The following is a 16,189-nucleotide window of genomic DNA, read 5'->3' on the forward strand; positions in this document are numbered from 1 at the left end:
CCATTCCGAACTCAGAAGTGAAACGTAGCTGCGCCGATGATAGTGTGGGGCCTCCCCATGTGAAAGTAGGTCATCTCCAGGGCCTAACATGAATAGCCCTCTTCAAGCGAAGAGGGCTTTTTCATTTGTCTAAAAAAAATAACCATCATCCGATGGTCTAGTTTGAAGAGTGTGGGTTAAAGCATGCTGAATCTAAGATAAAAATTATTAATTTTCCAGCCTTAAAATTATCGTTATGATCATATCCATCAGAATGCTGGAGCACTATTGATGAATCGATCAATCTCTTTAAGTTTTTTATTGGGCATCTATATTTTACTGAGCAACATGACATTGGCAGGGCAGCCTTTGCAGCATGGGCAATATTATCAGTCAGACATGGACATTGATCTGAGCCATTATTATCTTAGCGAAAAACTCGATGGTTTTCGTGGATATTGGGATGGTAAAACCCTGAAAAGTAAAACTGGCTATGCCTATCAAGCGCCTGATTGGTTCACTGAAGCATTGGGCACAGAACCCTTAGATGGCGAATTATGGATGGGGCGTGGCCGTTTTGATGAACTGGCCAGTGTTTTAAATGGCACATCTAATCCTGAAGGCTGGCGTGACATTCAATATATGATTTTTGATCTGCCTGCAATGCAGGCGCCATTTCATGAGCGCGTGGCTAAAATGCGTGAATACATTCCTTCGCTCAATGCGCCACATGTCAAAATGATTCCTCAAGAGATCATTCCCACAAAAGATGCATTAATGCAGCGCTTAAACGAAGTGGTGGCTCATGGTGGGGAGGGTTTGATGCTGCATCATCAAGATGCTTTTTATGGTGCCGGGCGCGTTAATCATCTGTTGAAGGTCAAACCCTACGATGAAGGAAAAGGTGTGGTGGTGGGTTATAAGCCAGGCAAAGGTAAATATGCCGGGCTGGTTGGATCACTGCGCGTTCAATTGAGTGATGGATCAGAAATTTATGTGGGTTCAGGATTGACGGATGAACTTAGAGCGCATCCGCCAGCGATTGGCACAACGATCGCATTTGTTCACAATGGTTGGACAAAGCATGGCAAACCAAGATTTGCCCGTTTTAAGCGAGTTCGTAACAGTGCGATGGAGTAACTATTTTAAGAAAATGCCATCGATGTACACCAAACGTTCATGTTCATGGACAAAGCGGCTGAGTTCATGAATTTTATCGGCACGCCCATGATTCGCAGGGTCTTTATAACGTGCCACAAACTCCACAAACGCTTCATTCAAAGCATCATCGTGATAACTCTTGATCACTTTAAGTCCTAGCCATTGAATCACTTCAGAACCTTCAAAATCCGTTGGGCAAGTACTAGAATGCCAAGTCAATGTTAAATAATCCCATAAATTGAAGACATAAGCGCTATAGCGGCTGCGCATTAGGGTTTCGGCATCCGTAGGGTAATCACTGCCATCATGGAAAGGGAGGCAGCATTTGGCATAGGTCAGTTTAGATTGACAGGGGCAAGGTGTTGCATGCATGGTGTGTCCTAGAGTTATGAAAGGATTAGCCAATCGATGAGATGTGCATACACCTCTTTGGCGATGGGATTATTCTCATCACGGTCAAAATCATGATATTGATTTTCAACCGGATGAAAGGTGGCATCAAGAATGTGCGCCGCTAAATGTTCTGAGGCACTAAAGGGCACATCTTTATCTATGGTGCTTGCAGTGATGAAGGTGCGGGGCAAATGGGCGAGATCATCGGTTGATAGAGAATATTGCGCCCTTAATTGCGGTTGTTTTAAGAAGGCATTGAGCCATGTGCCAGTTTGACGATAATGAATATAGAGCGGATAACGGGATTGAACACAAGCGCTGACCAACACTGTTTCTGATAATTCTGGCAAAGAACGTTTTGGTACAGGAAAAGATTGATAATAGGCATTGGGCTCAGATAATTCGGGCAAGCGTAAATCGCTGAAACCATAAAAACTGATGATGCCTTTTTGGTGCATCGATGGGCATTTATGGGACAATAACAGCGCTAAATATGCACCGGCTGAGCGCCCAAAGAGATAATAATCGGGCGATGAAAGCTTCAAATCATCTTGATAATGCTCCAAAAACCAGTCAAGCGCTTGGGCAAGCGTTGCATGAATGAGGGTTAAATCTGCCTCTGGCGCTAAGGGATAATCCAGTAATAATAGATGATGGCCAGCATTATTCAGTTGCTCACGATAGGTTTGTGGCAAATCTTCTTTATCCCCTAAAATCAATCCGCCGCCATGAAGATAGATGATTGTACTGCCGCGCGTTAAATCTTTAGCCGGTAAAAATTGCGCGGTCAATGGCACACCATACAAGGTATCATAAACAAATCTCATGCAAGCGTCCTATACTCAAAGATTCACATTGTAGTAATGCTGCTGCAAGATGACAAATTATTTACCAGAAGTCAGTCAATGAATAAAAAAAGCACCGGAATTTTTGCCACTTCATGTTATAAGTATCGTTTATGATGTTGATAAATATATCTTATAAGGAGTGCATATGCCGAGTTATATTGCAGAATTTATTGGAACCGCGATTATGATTCTTTTTGGCGGTGGCGTTGTGGCCAATGTGGTGCTCAATCGTTCAAAAGCTGCCGGTGGCGGTTGGATTGTCATCACGATGGGCTGGGGCTTTGCGGTGATGCTTGCCATTTATGCTGTTGGACAATACAGCGGTGGGCATTTTAACCCTGCGGTGACCCTTGGACTTGCGATTGCCAATAAATTTCCATGGGTGCATGTGATCGGTTATGTCATTGCGCAAATTTTGGGTGCGATGCTGGGTGCATTCCTTGTGTGGTTACATTTTAAACCACATTTTGCTGTGACGGATAATGCCGCTGCTAAGCGAGACATTTTTTGTACGTCACCTGCGATTGAAAGCTATCGTGATAACGTCATGAGCGAGGTGATCGGTACTGCGATTTTGATGTTTGCGATTTTATTCATTGGCATCAATGAGTTTACCGGTGGCTTATTACCAGTAGTGGTGGGCTTTTTAATCATGGCCATTGGTTTAAGTTTAGGTGGAACAACAGGTTATGCCATCAATCCTGCCCGTGATTTTGGCCCACGTTTAATGCATGCAATTTTACCGATTGCCGGCAAAACAGATTCAAACTGGCGGTATGCCTTTATCCCCGTGCTCGGTCCTTTGGTGGGCACGGTGATTGGCGCTGCTTTATATGGTGTGTTGTACCGCGAAGGGGCGGACAATACCATGAGCTTTTTAGGCAGCCTTGTGTGGTTGGCATTAGGCGGCATTGCGCTTGTCTATTTATTGCGTTTTGCTCAGCGCAAGCAAGCCGAAAAAACTCAAAAATTTTAGGAACAACAGGAGTTAGTATGCAAAAATTTGTGATGGCAATTGATCAAGGCACCACCAGTACGCGTGCCATTGTCTTTGATAAATCGGGAAACATTAAGGGTGTGGCACAAAAAGAGTTCCACCAAATTTTCCCTCAGCCAGGTTGGGTTGAGCATGACCCGACAGAAATTTGGGCCTCTGTGTTGTCCGTTGTCACAGAAGTGATGGCAGAAAACAGCATCACCCCTGAACAGATCGCCACCATCGGGATCACCAATCAGCGTGAAACCACTGTGGTTTGGGACAAAGCCACAGGATTACCCATTTACAATGCATTGGTTTGGCAATCACGCCAAACGGATAAAATCTGTCAATCTTTAAAAGCAGCAGGGCATGAACCACTGTTTAAAGAGAAAACAGGCTTATTGTTAGATCCTTATTTCTCTGGCACAAAAGTGTCTTGGATTTTAGATCGAGTGGAAGGGGCAAGAAGCCGCGCTGAAAAAGGCGAATTATTATTTGGTACCATCGACACGTGGCTCATTTGGAAGTTAACGGGCGGTCAAGCCCATGTGACGGATTATTCTAATGCCAGTCGCACGCTCATGTACAACATTTATGATTTACAGTGGGATGATGAGTTATTAGAAATTTTAAACATCCCGCGCAACATGTTGCCAAAAGTGTGTTCATCCTCAGAGGTGTATGGCACAACTGCACCGCAACATTTCTTTGGGCATCAAGTGACGATTTCAGGTGCAGCAGGCGATCAACAAGCGGCACTGTTTGGTCAAGCGTGTTTTTCTGAAGGCATGGCAAAAAGCACTTATGGCACCGGTTGCTTTATGTTGATGAATACCGGTGAAAAACAGGTAAAATCCGACAGCGGCTTATTGACGACGTTGGCTTGGGGCATCGATGGTAAAGTGCAATATGCACTGGAAGGCTCCATCTTTGTGGCAGGTTCAGCCATTCAATGGCTGCGTGATGGATTGCGCATGTTTCAGCATGCTCATTTGTCAGAAGATTATGCCAGCCGCATTGCCTCCGCTGAAGGCGTTTATGTGGTGCCAGCATTTGTGGGGCTTGGCACGCCGTATTGGGATTCAGAGGCGCGCGGCGCGGTCTTTGGCTTAACGCGTGGCACACAAAAAGAGCATTTCATTCGCGCAACATTAGAAGCAATTGCTTATCAAGCGTGTGATGTTTTACATGCGATGGAAAAAGATTCAGGCTTATCATTGGCCAAATTGCGTGTCGATGGCGGTGCATCCATGAATAATTTCCTCATGCAATTTCAAAGTGACATTTTAGGCGTGGAAGTCGATCGCCCACAAATCAGCGAAACCACAGCATTGGGTGCCGCGTATTTGGCAGGATTGGCTGTGGGTTATTGGGAATCACAGGCAGAAATTGAGCAAAACTGGTCCCTTGATCAAAAATACACCCCAACAATGTCCGACAATGACCGCAAGAAGTTGTATCATGGTTGGCAGTGCGCAATTCATGCAACACAAGCATTTAAACCAGATTTATAAGGAGCAATTCATGTCATTTTCAGGTAAAAATCGCCCAGAAACCATTCAAAAACTGCGCAGCGATTCATTTGACGTTTTAGTCATCGGCGGCGGAATCACTGGTGCGGGAATTGCTTTAGATGCTACAAAACGCGGTATGAAAGTTGCGTTGGTGGAGATGCAAGATTTTGCCGCCGGCACAAGCAGCCGTTCAACTAAATTGATTCATGGCGGTTTGCGTTATTTAAAACAGCTCCAAATTGGTGTTGTGATGCATTCAGGCCGTGAACGTGCGGTGGTCTATGAAAATGGACCGCATGTGACAACGCCAGAATGGATGCTCTTGCCCATGCATAAAGGCGGCACTTTTGGTCCGTTGTCCACGTCAATTGGTTTACGTGTGTATGACTTATTGGCTGGCGTTAAAAAGGATGAGCAAAAGTCCATGTTAAATCGCGCACAAACCATCCAAAAAGCCCCGCTTGTGAAGCAAGAGGGTTTAGTGGGCGCAGGTTACTATGTGGAATATCGTACAGATGATGCGCGTTTGACCATCGAAGTGATGAAAAAAGCGGTGGAATTGGGGGCAACAGTCATTAACTATGCCAAAGGTGTGGAATTTACCTACAATCAAAAAGATCAAGTCAACGGCATGATGATCGAAGATTTGATGAGCGGTGAAACATTTCCCATCCGCGCAAAAAAAGTGGTCAATGCGACGGGTCCTTGGGTGGATGAAAACCGTAAAAAGGATAAATCAAAGCCCAACAATAAGCATTTACGCTTAACCAAAGGGATTCACTTGGTGGTGGATCAAGCCCATTTTCCATTAAAACAAGCGGTTTACTTTGACACAGAAAAAGATAAACGCATGATTTTTGCAGTGCCAAGAAATGGTAAAACCTACATTGGCACCACAGATACAGTCTATGAAGCCGATAAAGTGCATCCTGTGGCCACGGCAGAGGATCGTGATTACATCATCAATGCCGTCAATTATATGTTCCCGACGGTGCAACTGACGAAGGATAAAGTGGAATCGTCTTGGGCGGGCATTCGTCCGTTGATTTGGGAAGAGGGCAAGAATCCGTCTGAAATTTCACGTAAAGATGAAATTTGGGAATCAGACACAGGTTTGCTCACCATTGCTGGGGGTAAATTAACCGGTTATCGCCACATGGCTGAAGAGATTGTGGATAAAGTGGCTGAGTTATTGCAAAAAGATTATGGTTTAAACTTCAAGCCTTGCATGACCAAAAACCAACCCATTTCTGGGGGTGATGTGGGCGGCTCAAGCCATTTCCAAGCCTTTATTCAATCTCAGGCGAAAAAAGCAGAAGAGGCTGGCTTAACACAATCAGAAGGCGCGTTTTTAGCCCAATTTTATGGCACAAACTCCGATGTGATGCTCGATGAGTTCAAAGCTCATCCACTTGAAGATACAGATGCATTGAGCCGTTTGACGCAATTGCGTTTGTGGTATGCATTGAACCATGAAGGCGTGATGACGCCGTGCGATTTCATCATTCGTCGCACCGGTCATCTCTTCTTTAACATCAATGAAGCGATTAAAGAGCAAGAAGGGGTCATTGCGTACATGAAAGATTTCTTTGCCTGGGATGCCCAAACAGAGGCGCGCATGCGTGATGAACTTGCCATTGCCATGAACAATGCCACAGAGTTTCCCGCGCAAAAGGTGTAATAGGGCTTGAAAAATCCCTCAATTACAGTAAAATGTTGCGATCGTTTACCAGCGACCCCTAACGGTGGTTGTCTTTCAGAAAGGCTTTGGGGTGAACGGGATGAGAACTTCGGTTCTTTCATCCTAAAGATATTAGAAGATAACTTTTAGTTAGAGATTAATTTTTATTTGGAGTTTTCAATGAAAACATTTAGTGCAAAACCTGCTGACGTTGTTCGTGAATGGTATGTGATCGATGCAGAAGGTAAAACACTTGGTCGTTTAGCAGCTGAAATTGCTAAGCGTTTACGTGGCAAACATAAAGCAGAATATACACCTCACGTTGATACTGGTGATTATATTGTTGTTGTGAATGCTGAAAAAGTACGTGTGACTGGTAATAAAATGAAACAAAAAATTTATTACAAGCACACAGGTTATGTCGGACATTTAAAACAAACTTCTTTGGAAAAAATGTTAGAAAATAACCCTGAGCGCGTTTTAGAATTCGCTGTTAAAGGGATGTTGCCGAAAAACGTTTTAGGTAGAGATATGTTCCGTAAACTCAAGATCTTTGTTGGTCCTGAACATACTCATGCTGCACAGCAACCTAAAGTTTTAGACATTTAATTTAAGGAAGATAAATCATGGCAGTGAACCAAAATTATGGTACAGGTCGTAGAAAGACCTCAGCAGCTCGCGTTTTCTTACGTAAAGGCACAGGCAATATCGTTGTCAATGGCAAGCCATTAGACGAATATTTCGGCCGTAAAACAGCTTGCATGGTTGTACGTCAGCCACTTGAATTGTTAGATGCAACTGAACAGTTTGACGTTTACGTTACTGTTGTCGGTGGCGGTCAAACAGGTCAATCAGGCGCAATCCGTCACGGTTTAACTCGTGCATTGATTGAGTATGATGAAGTGAACCGTTCTCCATTGCGTAAAGCAGGTTATGTAACTCGTGACGCGCGTGAAGTTGAACGTAAAAAAGTTGGCTTACGCAAAGCACGTCGCGCAACTCAGTTCTCAAAACGTTAATCGTTTTATTACCAAAGTTGTACAATTTACAAGCCTTTCTATTGCAGAAAGGCTTTCTTATTATTAGTCTTCAGTGTGAATAAAAAAATATATACAGCGCAAGAACATGGATTGACGAAGCGTTTTATTTCAAAGCAAGCTTTGTCCGTGGTCCAAACATTAGTGGATGCAGGCTACGAAGCCTACATCGTTGGCGGTGCTGTGCGCGATATTTTGTTGAAAAAATCCCCCAAAGATTTTGATATTGCCACCAATGCACACCCAGAACAAATCAAAAGATTATTTAGAAATTGTCGCCTTGTGGGCAGACGATTTCGTTTAGCGCACATTTTATTTGGGCGCGAGATCATTGAAGTGGCCACTTTTCGTGCCAATTCAGATGATGACGAAGAACACAAAGATCGCAAAGTGGGCGATGATGGTTTTTTAATTCGAGACAATGTGTATGGCACTATCGAGGATGATGCTGTGCGCCGCGATTTCACCATCAATGCGCTCTATTATGATCCCATTCGTAATGAAGTGATTGATTTCACTAATGGTTATGAGGATCTATTAAAGGGGCAGTTAAATTTAATTGGTGATCCTGCCAAGCGTTTTCGCGAAGATCCTGTGCGAATGTTGCGTGCGGTGCGCTTTGAGGTCAAGCTTGGCTTTCTGATGCCAGAAACCCTTATTGATGCCATCAATGACATGGGCTATTTATTACAAACGGTGTCCGCCGCGCGCATGTTTGATGAAGTGGTCAAACTCATGCTCAACGGTTATGGCCATCGTGTGTATTTACGTTTGCGTCATTATCATTTATTCAGCCAGATTTTCCCGCAAACTGAGCGTGCATTGATCGAGCTTGGCAACCCTGAGGATCATTTATTGATCGCGGCGTTACACAACTCGGACAATCGCATCAATGATGGCTTTGGCGCTTCCACATATTTTCTCTATTCTGCATTATTGTGGGAACCATTTTTAGATGAATATCATGTGTTGCTCGCCGATGACATTGCGCCGAATGAAGCGAGTACGATTGCTGCTGATAAGATCATTCGTAAGCAGCAAGAGTTCACAATGATTCCTAAGCGTATCAGCGCGCAGATGACAGATTTATGGAAATTCCAATTTCGCTTAACTCATGTCAAAGCCCGTAAAAATCGTGGCGGTGTCAATAAAATTTTGCACCATCCGCGCTTTAAAGCGGCCTTTGATTTTCTATTGCTGCGTAAAGATGCCTTTGAATCTGCAGACATTGTAGAACATGCCAACTTTTGGCAAAAAGCTTGGGACAGCCATCAACCAGAATGACCGCGCTGTAAAATATGCAATTGATGATGGGTTGGGGCAAAGGCATGCAGCAGTGCCTCAATGGCATCATTGAGCTGAATGCGCCCGCACATAAAAATATCAATGGCGCAATAGCCGGCTTCTGGCCATGTGTGAATGCTCATGTGGGATTCAGCGAGGAGTAAAACGCCTGTAACGCCCATCCCTTCACCAAACGTATGCATGTGGCACTGTAAAACGGTGGCATTGAGGATTTGCGCTGCATTAAGGAGCGCGGCCTCAATCATCACCGCATCCATCAAATCATCGGCCATCACGCCGTATAGATCTAAAATGGCATGTTGTCCATGGGGAGAATGTGTTGTCATTATTTGTGCCAACTGCCGGTGGAATAGGTACTAAATCCGCCCGATGAATAGCTGCGGCTACTGCTGACGGTGCCATAGTTAATCAAGGTGGCCACAATGATGATGATCACGCCATACCAAAAATATAAAGTTTTCATAATGAATTAATCCTCATCTCGGTCAATGGCATTGAGTAAAATCATCACAATGAAGATCGAGATGAAAAATTGAAAAGGGCTGCTGAAAAATATGGGGATGTTGAGCACCCCAAAGATGGCCAATAACGTGTTGCGAATATTCTCTCGATTGCTGTGAGTGCCCGTGTTTTTCGGTAATTTTAGCTTTTGTACACCGCCGGAGGCTTTAAACCAACTCTCTAATGTGGCATTCGATAGTTTGCGTGCGCTGCTAAAACTCATTTCATCGGGCGTCATCTCTAGTGAAATTTTATTGTGCTCTGTGCCATAATCGGCATAAAAAGTGGTGTCTTGTGGGCTCACTTGATAATAAAACGCGCCCACCGCATATTGTACCGCGCCGCCATAAGTGTAGAGTTTATCTAGCGTGCGACCTGATGGTGTTAAGGGTTGCAGGCGTGTATTGAGTTTTGGCCATGTATTTTCTGTTTTGGCCATCGCCCAATCATCATCCGAGCTTTGCACCAACCACATGAATTGATCCGGGAAGGAGAAGAGTAGGTATTCATGCCATTCATCATGTGTAAAGGGAATGAACTCCTTTTTCATTTTATTTTGCACATAGAGCTCTGTGGCATCGCCATCGAGTTCTGTTTGGCTCATCATGCCGATCACGGTCCATGTTTGCCCATTGATGTTCGCGGTTTGCCCAATTTGTAGTGCCATCCGTTTGGCTTGTAGATTGCGGATGTTGTGGGCTTTGATGATTTTGGCGATGTTGTCATCAATCGTCAGCTCAGAGCCACAATAACGACAGTTGATGTGTTCGGCCACGCCATTGAGCCATTGTACAGTGCCACCACAATTTGGGCATTTACTCTCTTCTGTGGAACCTTTGATTTTGCCGCTGCTCTCTTGCATCTCTCGCTCAGTGCGAAGATTTTGCCAATTGAGTTTGGTGAAATCCACCGCATGCCCCATAAAAAGCTCAATGTGATCAGCTTTGTAATCAAGGGTTAAAAATTGATGTGTGGTGCGGGCATCAACCACGCGAATCACTTCATTTTGCTTCGGTATGAAAGGCAATTCGCCTTGCACAGCACTTTTGAGGATGTGAGCGGTGCGAATGTCACAGGCATAAAAAATGTCAGAAGCTTGCGTGACGCGGATCACGGAGCCCACAGAGACATCCTCAAAATCTGGCAAACGATGATTGCTCGGAATCTCAACAGATTCTAAGTAAACATAATGGCCATTGCTGTCCGAGAGCCAGCCGGTTCTGCCATCGCTTAATTGAATGTACCATTCATTCCATGTGCCGCCTTGATATTGCACTTGTAAGCGCCCAATGACGGCAAAGGATTGATTTTTGATGGTGCCGCGCGCGCCAATCTGAATGGCGCTGAAGTCTTCTAAAATCGCCGAATGCACGCCCGATAACGTTAAGCCTTGATCGCCTAGGATCAAATTTGATTGGCAATAAGGGCAGGCTGCCATCACTGCGGTTTTTGAGTGAATGGAAACTTGCCCGCCACAACTTGGGCATGCAGCAGAGAAGACAATGGCCATGAATGATTATCCGATCAGTTGTTTTAACACTTCCGCTTTGGCTTTTTCATAATCTTCAGCAGTGATTAAGCCTTGCTGCAACAATTCATTGAGCTGGCTGAGCTTAGCGGTATGAGGATTGCTAGGTGCGGCGTTTGTTTGTGGTGCACTTTTCGGTGCGCTCATGGCTTCTGCCATCATTTGCCCCATGGAAAGCCCTGCACCCATGCTCATACCAACGCCAGCGGCGCCGCCTTCATTTTGCGCGGCCAATGGAATACTTGAAGCCATTTGATATTGCATATATTTAGAAAGATCGCCAATGATGCCCATGGAAATGCGTTCATCCAATGTTTTTTGTAGAGCAGGTGGCAATGTGATGCTTTCAATCAAAAAGCCCTCCAATTGTAGGCCAAGGGCGGTAAAGTTTGCTTGTAGCGCCTCTTCAATGAGTTTTGAAAGAGCAGAGAGATTCGCCGCCATGTCAATGAAGGGGATATTTTTATTGCCGAGGATTGAGGAGAGCGTAGTGACACACACATTGCGCAATTGATCATCGAGTTGATGGGCATAAAAAGCATCGGTGATGCCTGTAATCTCTGTGAAGAATTTTTTCACATCCACAATGCGATAACTATAAGTGCCAAAGCTTCGGATGGAGACTAAACCAAATTCATTGTCACGAATGGTGATCGGCTGTGCTGTACCCCAACCGCGCGCCATTTGTTGCTTGGTGTTGAAAAAGTAAACATCTGACTTAAAGGGCGATTCAAAAAAGCGACTCCAATTTTGTAGATTCGTCAAAATTGGCAAGTTATTGGTGGTGAGCTGATAAGAGCCTGCAGGAAATGCATCGGCTAATCTGCCTTTATTGACAAAGAGCGCCACTTGTGACTCACGCACAATGAGGGAAGCACCATTTTGAATCTCTTGATCATCCACTGGAAATTGCCACATCAATAGGGCAGGATCTGGTTCTGGCCACTGGATGACATCGATGAATTGCTTTCTAATAAAACGTCCTAAGCCCATGTAAACTCCTTAAATGATCGGTGAATTAACTCAATGCCGCCGCATTGATTAAGCCAATTGAGATGGAAAATGCGCCAAATAAAATCCCCACAGCAATGTTATTGTTCGCCAATTTGATGCTGGCATTTTTCACGATGCGCGTGGCCACAAAATAGACCAATAACTGAATGATGGTGGCGAGCAATGACCAAATCAAAAAGCCCACTAAGGTTAAAGTGGTGCTCATGCTTGAGGTGATGGTTAAACAAAAGCCAATGAGCGCACCACCAAAGGAGATGGCACACGCAATGTTGCCCTCTTTGATGAGCTTGATCTCTTTTAAGGGCGTGAGTTTGAGATAAATGAAGCCAAAAACGACGGTCATGACGATGGCAATGCCAATGTATTGTAAATATAAAACGTATTGAGTAACCAGTTCATTCATGCAAGAACCCTTCATAAGATTTGGTATAGTAATGGCAGAATGTTACACCATTTCATGCTAAGATCACAGGCTCTTTCACGATCATCTTAAAAATCATAATGTTTAATCGTACCTTGATCATTTCTGTCTTTGTGGTGGCCAGTTGTGGACTTGCCTATGAGCTGATTATTGCAGCACTGGCCAGTTACTTGCTCGGTGATTCTATTTTGCAGTTTTCCACCATCATCGGCGGCTATCTCTTTGCGATGGGCATCGGCGCCCATTTAACCCGCTACATTAAAGATGAGGATGCCTTGCATCGCTTCATTGAAATTGAATTGTTGGTGGGGCTCATTGGCGGCGTGTGTGCTTTATTGCTCTTTATTTTGTTTGGCTTGTCCTCATCGCCCTTTCGGGTGATCGTGTACTCATTTGTGTTGGTCATTGGCATCATTGTGGGGATGGAAATTCCATTGGTGATGCGTGTGATGAATCAATACAAAACAGATTTTAAAGAGCTTGTCAGTAAAGTGTTGACCTTTGATTATCTTGGGGCGCTTGCGGTGTCGCTCCTGTTTCCTTTGGTGCTCGCGCCAAAGCTTGGCATGGCAAGAAGTGCTTTGCTCTTTGGCATTTTAAATGTGTTGGTGGCCATTTTAACCAGCCGCGTGTTTAGGGCAGAACTGCCCAATTATCAAAGCCTCAAATGGCGCGGTCATGCGGTATTGCTGATTTTGCTCACTGCATTTTTCTTTGCCAATGATTGGACAGAAAAGGCAGAGCAGCACTATTTTGGGGATCCGATTGTGTATCAATACAATTCGCCATATCAGCGCCTTGTGCTCACTAAATATAAAGATGATGTGCGCCTTTTTATCAATGGCAATCTGCAATTTTCTTCACTTGATGAAGCCCGTTACCATGAAGCGCTGGTATTGCCGGTGATGGAAAATGTGCCCAATGCTCAAAACATTCTCATTTTAGGGGGCGGCGATGGGTTGGCCACGCGCGATGTTTTAAAATACCCAAAAGTTGAGCGCATCACCTTGGTGGATTTAGATCCGAAAATGACAGAGCTTTTTCGCACCTCAGCGGAATTAACGCGCTTAAATGACAATGCGCTCAATGATCCAAAAGTCACCATCATCAATCAAGATGCTGCAAAGTGGCTTGAGCAATCCACACAATTGTTCGATGTGATCATCATTGATCTGCCGGATCCTTCGAACTTTTCCCTCGGTAAGCTCTATTCAGTGCCCATGTATCGTTTAGTGGCGCAGCATTTGGCCCCAAAAGGCATGATGGTGGTGCAATCGACCTCGCCCTATTTTGCACCGAATGCTTATGGCAGCATCAATGCCACGTTGAAAGCGGCGAATTTATATACTTTGCCATATCATGCATATGTGCCATCGTTTGGGGAATGGGGTTATATTTTAGCGAGCCGTGAGGATGCATTTCATGTGCCCACGTCATTTCAAATCCCTACGCGCTATTTAGATGAGATCACCACCGCGCAAATGTTCAATTTCCCAAAGGACATGCCGCTACGCACGAATGTTGAGCCCAATCACCTCAATACACAAATCCTCGTGAAGTATTTTGAGGAAGATTGGCGTAAGGCGATCAGCCAATGAAGTGGAGTCGGCGAGAGTTGATGGTCAATGGTTTGGGTTTGGCAGCCACCATTGGCATTGGCGGTTATACCTATTTTAAAGTGATGCCAAAAACACCTACGATAAATGTGCGATATGCTGGCATGGCAGAAGGCCACGCCATTCGCGATGCCATCGATGGTGCCGTCATTGAGTTGCCACTCATGTTAGAGACATTGATTGTGGGCAGCGGCGTTGCGGCGATCTCTGCGGCATGGCAATTAAAAAAAGGGCAGCGTAATTTTGTGATCCTCAATGGTCCTGAAATGAGTGGCAACAGTGCAAGCGGACAATATGACGGGATGAGTTTTCCAACCGGCGCCCATTATTTGGCTGAGCCCACCACAGAATCCGTCCATGTCAAGGCCTTATTGAAGGATTTAGGCTTACTCAAAGATGGGCAATACGATGAAATGGCAACGGTGCATGCACCAGCTGAGCGCTTATGGCGAGATCATCAATGGCAGCCTGAATTATTGCCAACGTTAGATGAAGATGGCCGCCGATTCTTTCAGCACATTCAAATTCTTAAACAGAGCATTGGCAGCGATGGCAAGCGCGCATTTGTGATTCCTGTGGCGCAATCATCACAAGATGAAGCTTTTACAGTGTTGGATCAAATCACGTTTGCCACGTGGCTTGAGATGCAAAATTATCGTTCAGAAAGTTTATTGTGGTATCTCAATTATTGCTGCTTAGATGATTATGGACAAGGGATTGAGGCGGTCTCTGCATGGGCAGGTTTGCAATATTTTGCAGCGCGTACGCACCGTGATGATCACAATCAGCTGCTCACATGGGATGGTGGATTGGGCACATTGGTGGATAAAATGCGCGCGTGGATTGATATTGAGACTGTAACGCAATTGCCACAAAAATTGCCGGATGTGTATCGTTATGCCATGGCGGGCAGTGCCATTGCCATTGAAGAGCGGGATGATGATGTCATGGTCGATTATGTGCAAAATGGGCAGCGATATCGCATCAAAGCGCGCCATGTGATTTGTGCCGCGCCTTTGTATATGGCCTCTCGTATGGTTAAAAATATGGCAGCATATGGCTTTGATGCTGCAAAACATTTGCCCATTTATGCACCATGGATCATTGGCAATTTTGTGTTAAAGGGCTTTCCTAAAGAGCATACTTCTGAGCGCTTAGCGTGGGACAATGTGGTTTATCAAGGTCCAACACTCGGTTATGTGAACAGCACGCATCAGCACATTTATGTGGCGATGCCAGAAAAAACCGTGTTCACCAGTTATCGCGTTTTATCGGAAGCAACGCCGGATGTGATGCGTCAATGGCTGCTCAATGCGCCTGAAGATGAGTTGATTGCATTGGCAGCAGAGGATTTATCAGAATTGTATGGCAAAGAGTTCAGCCATCGCATTGAACACATTGATCTCACTGTGCACGGGCATGCCATGGCAAGCCCACGACCAGGATTTTTGCACAATCAAGGCTTATTAAATTTACGTGCCCATGATTCGCGTTTACTCTTTGCCCACAGTGATTTATCGAGTTACTCTATTTTTGAAGAAGCTTGCTGGTGGGGCGTTGTGGCGGCACAGAAAATTATGGCGCATCCTTCTTAAGAAGCGGCAGAAGCACCTTGTACATGGCTTTCATCAATAACGGCTGTGCTTTGGCATTCGGATGGATGCCATCATTTTGCATCAGTTCAGGATTGCCGCCAGCCTCTGCCACAATCGAAGGGAGCAGGGCAATATTTTCCGCCGCGGCAATGTCAGGATAAATGGCTAAAAAGCGCTTGAGATACGCTTGCCCATAATTGGGTGGCAACTGAATGCCCACAAGCACCACATCGCTGCCGGCGGTTTTGGCTATGCGCACCATTTGCGTGAGATTGTCTGCAATTTGCTTAGGCGGCGTTGCGCGTAAACCATCATTGCCGCCAAGTTCAATCACGGTGATGTCCGGTTGATGCGTGCTGAGTAAATGAGGCAGGCGCGAGAGACCATTGCTGGTGGTATCCCCTGAAATCGAAGCATTGATGACGGTGTAATCGTAACCTTTTTCGGTCAAACGATTGTGTAACTGCGCCACATAACCTTCTTCTGGCTGCATGCCAAACGCCGCACTGATGCTGTCGCCAACAATCAATAGGGTACGCGCCTGAACAGGGATGAACAATAAAAGAATGAAACAGAGTCTTAGGATAGATTGCATGATAATCTCCGTCTAAATGTTA

Annotated in this window: 17 protein-coding genes; 9 read left to right on the top strand and 8 right to left on the bottom strand. The window is 45.0% G+C overall.

All coding sequences use genetic code 11. The features are described from left to right. Positions 1-270 precede the first annotated feature (270 nt). Positions 271-1,119 carry a DNA ligase gene (locus tag B9T20_RS04855; RefSeq protein WP_094490061.1) on the top strand — a complete coding sequence of 283 codons (849 nt, stop codon included), beginning with the start codon at positions 271-273 and terminating at the stop codon, positions 1,117-1,119. On the opposite strand, the gene B9T20_RS04860 is transcribed toward B9T20_RS04855, so the two are convergent. Both B9T20_RS04860 and B9T20_RS04865 read right to left on the bottom strand, forming a co-directional pair. Continuing rightward, positions 1,120-1,512 (bottom strand): YchJ family protein, encoded by a 393-nt coding sequence (locus tag B9T20_RS04860; RefSeq protein ID WP_081600431.1) that lies wholly within the window; start codon positions 1,510-1,512, stop codon positions 1,120-1,122. Positions 1,513-1,526: 14 nt separating this feature from the next. Continuing rightward, a complete protein-coding gene (locus tag B9T20_RS04865; protein WP_094490062.1) occupies positions 1,527-2,360 on the bottom strand; it encodes an alpha/beta hydrolase in 834 nt (277 codons plus the stop codon). Positions 2,361-2,526: 166 nt separating this feature from the next. Between B9T20_RS04865 and B9T20_RS04870 the strand changes: the two genes are divergently transcribed. The 6 genes from B9T20_RS04870 to pcnB all read left to right on the top strand — a co-directional run bounded on the left by B9T20_RS04870 (position 2,527) and on the right by pcnB (position 8,876). Next, positions 2,527-3,357, top strand: coding sequence for an MIP/aquaporin family protein (locus B9T20_RS04870; RefSeq protein WP_094490063.1), 831 nt, complete (start codon positions 2,527-2,529; stop codon positions 3,355-3,357). A 17-nt stretch (positions 3,358-3,374) separates the two neighbouring features. After that, a complete protein-coding gene (gene glpK, locus B9T20_RS04875) occupies positions 3,375-4,874 on the top strand; it encodes a glycerol kinase GlpK (protein ID WP_094490064.1) in 1,500 nt (499 codons plus the stop codon). A 10-nt stretch (positions 4,875-4,884) separates the two neighbouring features. Next, on the top strand, positions 4,885-6,555 hold the full coding sequence (locus B9T20_RS04880) for a glycerol-3-phosphate dehydrogenase/oxidase (protein WP_094490065.1): 1,671 nt from the start codon (positions 4,885-4,887) through the stop codon (positions 6,553-6,555). Positions 6,556-6,735: 180 nt separating this feature from the next. Then, positions 6,736-7,164: a 50S ribosomal protein L13 gene (gene rplM / locus B9T20_RS04885; RefSeq protein ID WP_008316395.1), complete on the top strand. Its 429-nt coding sequence runs from the start codon at positions 6,736-6,738 to the stop codon at positions 7,162-7,164. 17 nt (positions 7,165-7,181) lie between these two features. Further along, positions 7,182-7,574: a 30S ribosomal protein S9 gene (rpsI, locus tag B9T20_RS04890; RefSeq protein ID WP_094490066.1), complete on the top strand. Its 393-nt coding sequence runs from the start codon at positions 7,182-7,184 to the stop codon at positions 7,572-7,574. A gap of 75 nt (positions 7,575-7,649) precedes the next feature. Next, complete coding sequence (gene pcnB, locus B9T20_RS04895) at positions 7,650-8,876, top strand: polynucleotide adenylyltransferase PcnB (RefSeq protein ID WP_094490067.1); 1,227 nt, start codon at positions 7,650-7,652, stop codon at positions 8,874-8,876. Here the strand turns inward: pcnB and speD are convergent. From speD to B9T20_RS04915, 5 genes are read right to left on the bottom strand one after another with little or no spacing between them, the layout of a single operon-like run. Beyond that, positions 8,864-9,223: an adenosylmethionine decarboxylase gene (gene speD / locus B9T20_RS04900; protein WP_094490068.1), complete on the bottom strand. Its 360-nt coding sequence runs from the start codon at positions 9,221-9,223 to the stop codon at positions 8,864-8,866. The genes pcnB and speD overlap by 13 nt on opposite strands. Continuing rightward, positions 9,223-9,360, bottom strand: a complete 138-nt coding sequence (locus B9T20_RS10180) for a hypothetical protein (RefSeq protein WP_018121677.1) — start codon at positions 9,358-9,360, stop codon at positions 9,223-9,225. Before B9T20_RS10180 ends, speD begins: the two co-directional genes overlap by 1 nt. Positions 9,361-9,366: 6 nt before the next feature. Beyond that, positions 9,367-10,908: a DUF4178 domain-containing protein gene (locus B9T20_RS04905; RefSeq protein ID WP_094490069.1), complete on the bottom strand. Its 1,542-nt coding sequence runs from the start codon at positions 10,906-10,908 to the stop codon at positions 9,367-9,369. Between the two features lie 6 nt (positions 10,909-10,914). Beyond that, positions 10,915-11,919, bottom strand: coding sequence for an SPFH domain-containing protein (locus B9T20_RS04910; RefSeq protein WP_094490070.1), 1,005 nt, complete (start codon positions 11,917-11,919; stop codon positions 10,915-10,917). A 25-nt stretch (positions 11,920-11,944) separates the two neighbouring features. Then, positions 11,945-12,343 carry a DUF350 domain-containing protein gene (locus B9T20_RS04915; protein ID WP_063455217.1) on the bottom strand — a complete coding sequence of 133 codons (399 nt, stop codon included), beginning with the start codon at positions 12,341-12,343 and terminating at the stop codon, positions 11,945-11,947. Positions 12,344-12,441: 98 nt separating this feature from the next. On the opposite strand from B9T20_RS04915, the gene B9T20_RS04920 reads away from it, so the two are divergent. Next, positions 12,442-13,959 carry a polyamine aminopropyltransferase gene (locus B9T20_RS04920; RefSeq protein ID WP_094490071.1) on the top strand — a complete coding sequence of 506 codons (1,518 nt, stop codon included), beginning with the start codon at positions 12,442-12,444 and terminating at the stop codon, positions 13,957-13,959. After that, positions 13,956-15,572 carry an FAD/NAD(P)-binding protein gene (locus tag B9T20_RS04925; RefSeq protein WP_233491596.1) on the top strand — a complete coding sequence of 539 codons (1,617 nt, stop codon included), beginning with the start codon at positions 13,956-13,958 and terminating at the stop codon, positions 15,570-15,572. The genes B9T20_RS04920 and B9T20_RS04925 overlap by 4 nt, the downstream gene beginning before the upstream one ends. Here B9T20_RS04925 and B9T20_RS04930 read toward each other — a convergent pair. Then, the gene (locus tag B9T20_RS04930; protein ID WP_094490073.1) at positions 15,553-16,167 is read right to left on the bottom strand and encodes an arylesterase; all 615 of its coding nucleotides are present in this window, start codon (positions 16,165-16,167) and stop codon (positions 15,553-15,555) included. The genes B9T20_RS04925 and B9T20_RS04930 overlap by 20 nt on opposite strands. Positions 16,168-16,189 lie beyond the last annotated feature (22 nt).

The organism is Wohlfahrtiimonas sp. G9077 (assembly GCF_002252155.1).
GTDB lineage: Bacteria > Pseudomonadota > Gammaproteobacteria > Cardiobacteriales > Wohlfahrtiimonadaceae > Wohlfahrtiimonas.